The following is a 4,236-nucleotide window of genomic DNA, read 5'->3' as shown; positions in this document are numbered from 1 at the left end:
AACCCGGCGCGGAAACCATCTGGAAGGGACTCACGAAAGTTCATGTCGCCGCAGAAACAATGCGTTTGTTGCGCGAGGACGGTGGTAACGACGCTTGTGTATAACGAGGTGACCACAACCCCGCTCGACAAGCTTCACCTTCCCGCGCCGCGTCCGCGCGCCGCGTAGCTAGGTCGTCGTCCACAAACACGAAAGCCCCACGACCAGAATACCCGTTGCGTGGGTCTTTCTCTTACTTCGCGAACAATGCCATTTGCGGGCGTTGTTCAGTCAACTCGATCTCATGCGCCGCATCGCTTATGGCGTTGTCGATCAAGTACGCATCGAGCTCGGCCGGCGCGAGGTTCAGGCGTGTAGCGAGCCTCGCGAAGTATTGCCCGCGCTTCGCCATTTCCTGATACCGTTGCGACCCGCCTGACGGGAGACGTAAGATGCCTTCGTTGAGCCAGAATCGGGCTGAATCGATTGGCGGATAGCTGCCGCAGTTCTGCAGTGTCGGAAATCGTCTCTGGGCAGTTTGAAAGGCGCCCATCGTAGCGGCACCGATGAGCGGCGATCTAGCTCAGAACCGTTGCACGACACCCACTTCCACGCCCCGTGCATCCGCGCCTGGGTACGCGAGCGGCAACCCCGGGTTAGCCGAACCTGCCAACGTGTAGCCGGCTTGACTGTGGTTTTGAAGGAACGACAGGGTGGCATAGAGGTCGGTACGCCTCGACAAATCATATTCGCACATTAACGAGGCCTGATTCGCGTCGTCGTGCTGCGACGTGTTATCCCGCAGGATCGCGTAGCCGAGGGCCACGGACCCCGCGGGGGTGAGCTGATACTTGGCGGACAAGCCGTACACGTCGTCGTTCACATCCAGATCATCCCATCTCGATGCGGCGTAGCTGCCGTACAAGGTGGCTTTGCCGATTGCATAGGATGCCCCCGCAAAAACGGCGCGGTCAGTCGTGGTGTTGGTCGCGTTTTTCAGCCACTGGCCCGCGACAAACGCCGCGAGTGGACCGCGCGCGTAGGTGAGATCGAACTGGTAGCTCGACCCTGCGGAGCCGAGACCGCCTGCATTACCCAGCCCGACATAAATCCCTCCCTGTAAGCCGGCGAATTCCGGCAAGAGGTAGGAAACGGTATTGCTGGTTCGAGCGGCGAACGTCGAAAGATTGTTCATCCCCGATGCTTGAGTCCCTCCTCCAAACGCATCCTGGCCGCCCTGATCATTGAAGAGCGGCGAATTCTGTTGGCCGACGCGGACTTGCCCCCAACTGCCGCCAAGGCCGACCCATGCCTGTCGACTGAAGAGCGTGTTCGATTGCGCAAGCGAGCCATCGGTGGGGTTGAAGCCGTTCTCCAGGACAAAGTTGACCCGGTTGCCGCCCCCTATGTCTTCGGTGCCTTTGACTCCGAAGCGGCTCCCCCATTGTCCGCTCGACCCCATTGCCGCTGTAAAGCCCTTGCCGGTATTCACGTATTGCGCAAACTCATCGAGCAGCCCGTACATCGTGATGCCCTCCTGCGCCACTGCGCACTTGGACCAAGCGAGGGCCAGGCCCACGCAAGCAATTCTCTTTCTCATGAAACGCAAAACCTATGTGAGGAACATTGCGAAGCGGGTGAATTGGCCTACCGACGCGCCGTCTTCGCTATTTCTGGTGGGCATGCGCGCGCACCGCGATCGCATGTCGAGGATGCATAGCCCCGCGGTAGCAGGGCTACGGGGTCGACCGCGCAGGCATGCTGCGCGGCCGATGCCAAGTAACGCGGTGCTATTTCACGTCAAATGAGTAGTCACCATGGGTGCGATGCCCGTCCGGCGCAACAGCAGCCCAATGCACTGTGTAGTGCCCTGCCGGCAAAGGAGGCAGCGGGACGGCAAGGACCGTCGGTTGCTGCGGATCGACCGCGGACTTTGCCGTGTTCACCTGCTTACCGCCAGCATCGGTTACCGTCAAACTGCTGAAGGACGGCTCGAGCGGCCCGTCAAACACAATCTTGATTTGGCTTGGCGACGCAACCGTTGCGCCGGCTCCCGGCTCCTGCTTCTGCGGGAAAACATGAGCGAACGCCGCGCTGGCAAAGCTGAGCGCCGCGACGAACGCAGCCCACTTCGTTGGCAACTGCCAGCAAACTCTTCCGTGCTCTTTCATTTTCTGCACCTTCATCATTGCATTAGCGGCTTGCCGATCGTATTTGGCGCTACATCGTCAAAGAAAATGTGGGCCTGAAACAGGATACCCACATGGGAACCGCTCGCCCTGTTGATCGGAATCTGCGCCTCGATACCGAATTGACCGTAGCGGTTGATCCAGATGAACCCCGGATTGGCCGTTCCCGTCGTCTGTCCCTGGCTGCTCGACAAGGGAAATTCGACGAGCGGGATAATGTTCGACAGCGGTTGTGGCAAACCGATGTCACGGACGTACTGTTGAAGATACGGCAGGCTGTATTGCACAGTAAAACCATAGTCAAACGAGTTCGGCTGCCCGGCCCCCGAGGTCCATGACGGGCCGGCCTCGCCCGTGATTGCAATCGGGCGCAGGTACGCAAGCGAATCAGGAAGGTCGCCAAAGCCCTTGCCGGCGAATATCGTCGGGGAGAGGGTTGAATAGCTCGCGGCAATGGCTTTGCTCCCCGTGCCACCCAATTCTGCGTGGAGGCCGATGGAGGTCATGAACTCGTGTGCCTCGTTCACGTACAACAAGTACTTCAATCCCACCCCAAAGTTGTCAAAGCCATGAGCCGTCGGATTGTTTTGCATCGCATACGTGCCGTCTACCGATATTGCCAGCCGTGACGTGATCAGCTTGTCGTATTCGACTTCGAAAGTGTTGATGCTTTGGTCACCGTTGTCGCCGGGAACCCGCTGGTGACCAAATTCAAAGTTGGCTTCGTCCCCGACGCCCGGATCGTCGACGGCCATCGTTGACGGAAAGACACGGTCGCCCGCAATCGCGTGAGCGGTTGCGAGTGACGGAAACATCAGCGTGGCGGCGGTGGCGGCGACAATTGTGAGGCGCAGCGGCACGCCGCGCTGCGTTGGGGTAGCGTTCATGGATCATCCTGAAGACGAATCAATCGGGGCACTCGCGAGGGCGATCAGCCGAGCGAGACCATGCAATGCCGTCGCGGGGATCGCTTCGAGGGGGTTCGAATCAGGAGGAGACGGGAGGCGCGCGAGGCTGGGCCGCCGTGAACGATGCAATACGCCGCACGCTTTCGAATCGCGTAGCAATACGGTGCTGAATCGCCCAGACCGTCGCGGCAAACGTTGCTTGAACAGTTGGTAAAGCTGGCATGTGGGCAAGCAAGTTGCAGTATCCGCACGCTTGCCAGTGGGCCGCTATGGAATGAGGGTCCGGTGTGTTGTCCTGCTGGTGGTCAGACGTCGCGTGCGCTGAGCAAAGCGCATCCGGGAGCGCACTTAGGTCCCGGCTCGCTGCCACCGCCTGAGAAATAGTCGGGGCAAACGTCACCATAAGGATCGCGAGCAATCCAAGGAAACTTCCAATCTTCCGATTGAAGCGGCTCAGCATGCCCGACGATGTTATGGAGGTAATTGCGGCGGATTATGCCACGCCTTTATCCATATCTTTGATTATTTTGCCATCTGCACCGGTGGCTTCGACTGGGTGAACCGATCGGTTCGCGCCGGTCGTAGGCTGCGCCGAGCCTCCGGTCGGAACGCGAGTCTTAAAGCGCTCGGACCGTCGCGCTTCTACGACGCCGTGTGCGGCAGCGAGCTGTCAATCAGCGGCATTCCCCAGTACAAAACGCGGATCAAGCCATGAATATGATCATGCGCCCACCGTGTGACATAACCGCTGTGGGCGCCAATTCGACAACATGCAAACGCCGATGTTAAGTCCAGGTCGTGGTTGCGAGCAGCCGCTATTCGCTGGCGGACATTCGGAGAAACTAACTGAAGGGCAGCAACGGGTCCGAGAACTGCCGAACGCGTGGGGCGGTCCGTCGGCCATGAAGGGCCGTTCGGGCTGGCACGATCGAATGACCGATTCCCGGCGAATTGCGGACCATAGTGGACACGCAACGGGCTTATGGGATAAAGGACATCCATAATAAGAAGCTCAGCGCTAGTGTAGTGAGAGTTAGAAGTTCGTTACATTAGTTGTTCGTGCGGTCCGGGATAACGAAATGCCGCCTGAATAGCCGCTCGGACTCACGTAACCCTTCCTCGGTAAAGACCACCGACTTCGTCTTGTTGACCGGGTCGCA

The 4,236-nt window shown here is 59.1% G+C and carries 6 protein-coding genes; all 6 read right to left on the bottom strand.

The annotated features are described in order from the left end of the window. Positions 1–232: 232 nt before the first annotated feature. Positions 233–391 carry a hypothetical protein gene (locus HV670_RS29355; protein ID WP_175108442.1) on the bottom strand — a complete coding sequence of 53 codons (159 nt, stop codon included), beginning with the start codon at positions 389–391 and terminating at the stop codon, positions 233–235. Positions 392–562: 171 nt separating this feature from the next. Further along, entirely contained in the window at positions 563–1,579 is a 1,017-nt protein-coding gene (locus HV670_RS29350) for a porin (RefSeq protein WP_175108441.1), read from the bottom strand. Between the two features lie 190 nt (positions 1,580–1,769). Then, the gene (locus HV670_RS29345) at positions 1,770–2,165 is read right to left on the bottom strand and encodes a copper resistance CopC family protein (protein ID WP_246258100.1); all 396 of its coding nucleotides are present in this window, start codon (positions 2,163–2,165) and stop codon (positions 1,770–1,772) included. Beyond that, complete coding sequence (locus HV670_RS29340) at positions 2,165–3,055, bottom strand: hypothetical protein (RefSeq protein WP_175108440.1); 891 nt, start codon at positions 3,053–3,055, stop codon at positions 2,165–2,167. The genes HV670_RS29345 and HV670_RS29340 overlap by 1 nt, the downstream gene beginning before the upstream one ends. 100 nt (positions 3,056–3,155) lie before the next feature. Continuing rightward, on the bottom strand, positions 3,156–3,536 hold the full coding sequence (locus tag HV670_RS29335; protein ID WP_175108439.1) for a DUF2946 domain-containing protein: 381 nt from the start codon (positions 3,534–3,536) through the stop codon (positions 3,156–3,158). 589 nt (positions 3,537–4,125) lie between these two features. Beyond that, on the bottom strand, positions 4,126–4,236 hold a 111-nt coding region (locus HV670_RS31680; RefSeq protein ID WP_246258091.1), incomplete at its 5' end, for a DUF6429 family protein.

This window comes from Pararobbsia alpina (assembly GCF_902859895.1).
In the GTDB taxonomy this organism is placed as follows: Bacteria; Pseudomonadota; Gammaproteobacteria; order Burkholderiales; family Burkholderiaceae; genus Pararobbsia; species Pararobbsia alpina.
The sequence above is the reverse complement of the archived record's forward strand: the minus strand, read 5'-3'. Positions and strand labels throughout refer to the sequence as shown.

Excerpts from the sequence above, each read along its gene's own strand:
- HV670_RS29355 (WP_175108442.1), bottom strand. The coding sequence starts at position 391 with ATGGCGAAGCGCGGGCAATACTTCGCGAGGCTCGCTACACGCCTGAAC.
- HV670_RS29350 (WP_175108441.1), bottom strand. The coding sequence starts at position 1,579 with ATGAGAAAGAGAATTGCTTGCGTGGGCCTGGCCCTCGCTTGGTCCAAG.
- HV670_RS29345 (WP_246258100.1), bottom strand. The coding sequence starts at position 2,165 with ATGAAGGTGCAGAAAATGAAAGAGCACGGAAGAGTTTGCTGGCAGTTG.
- HV670_RS29340 (WP_175108440.1), bottom strand. The coding sequence starts at position 3,055 with ATGAACGCTACCCCAACGCAGCGCGGCGTGCCGCTGCGCCTCACAATT.
- HV670_RS29335 (WP_175108439.1), bottom strand. The coding sequence starts at position 3,536 with ATGCTGAGCCGCTTCAATCGGAAGATTGGAAGTTTCCTTGGATTGCTC.